Genomic DNA, 331 nt, shown 5'->3' on the forward strand with positions numbered 1-331 from the left:
CAGGTACACTCTGAAGTTTTCTTGTTTCAGCAGTAAGTGATGGTGGAGCTATGCGGGATCGAACCGCAGACCTCCTGCGTGCAAGGCAGGCGCTCTCCCAGCTGAGCTATAACCCCATCGTAAAAACTAATCTCTGTGTCCCGAATTCGTTTCCGGGCGCGGCGTGGTAACGCGAAGCATACTGAAGTATGTGAGCGTTGCCATAACAAAGCACGGGAGCGAATTTGGTAGGCCTGAGTGGACTTGAACCACCGACCTCACCCTTATCAGGGGTGCGCTCTAACCACCTGAGCTACAAGCCTGCAGAGATTTTTACTGCTGTTTATTTCTA

2 tRNA genes are annotated in these 331 nt (G+C 51.7%); both read right to left on the minus strand.

The features are described 5' to 3' along the window. Window positions 1-40 precede the first annotated feature (40 nt). A tRNA-Ala gene (locus WFN61_RS20770) sits at window positions 41-116 on the minus strand. 109 nt (window positions 117-225) lie between these two features. After that, window positions 226-302: transfer RNA gene (locus WFN61_RS20775), tRNA-Ile, on the minus strand. Between the last annotated feature and the right edge of the window lie 29 nt (window positions 303-331).

This window comes from Pseudescherichia sp. AS216 (genome assembly GCF_037152055.1).
Taxonomy (GTDB): Bacteria; Pseudomonadota; Gammaproteobacteria; order Enterobacterales; family Enterobacteriaceae; genus Pseudescherichia.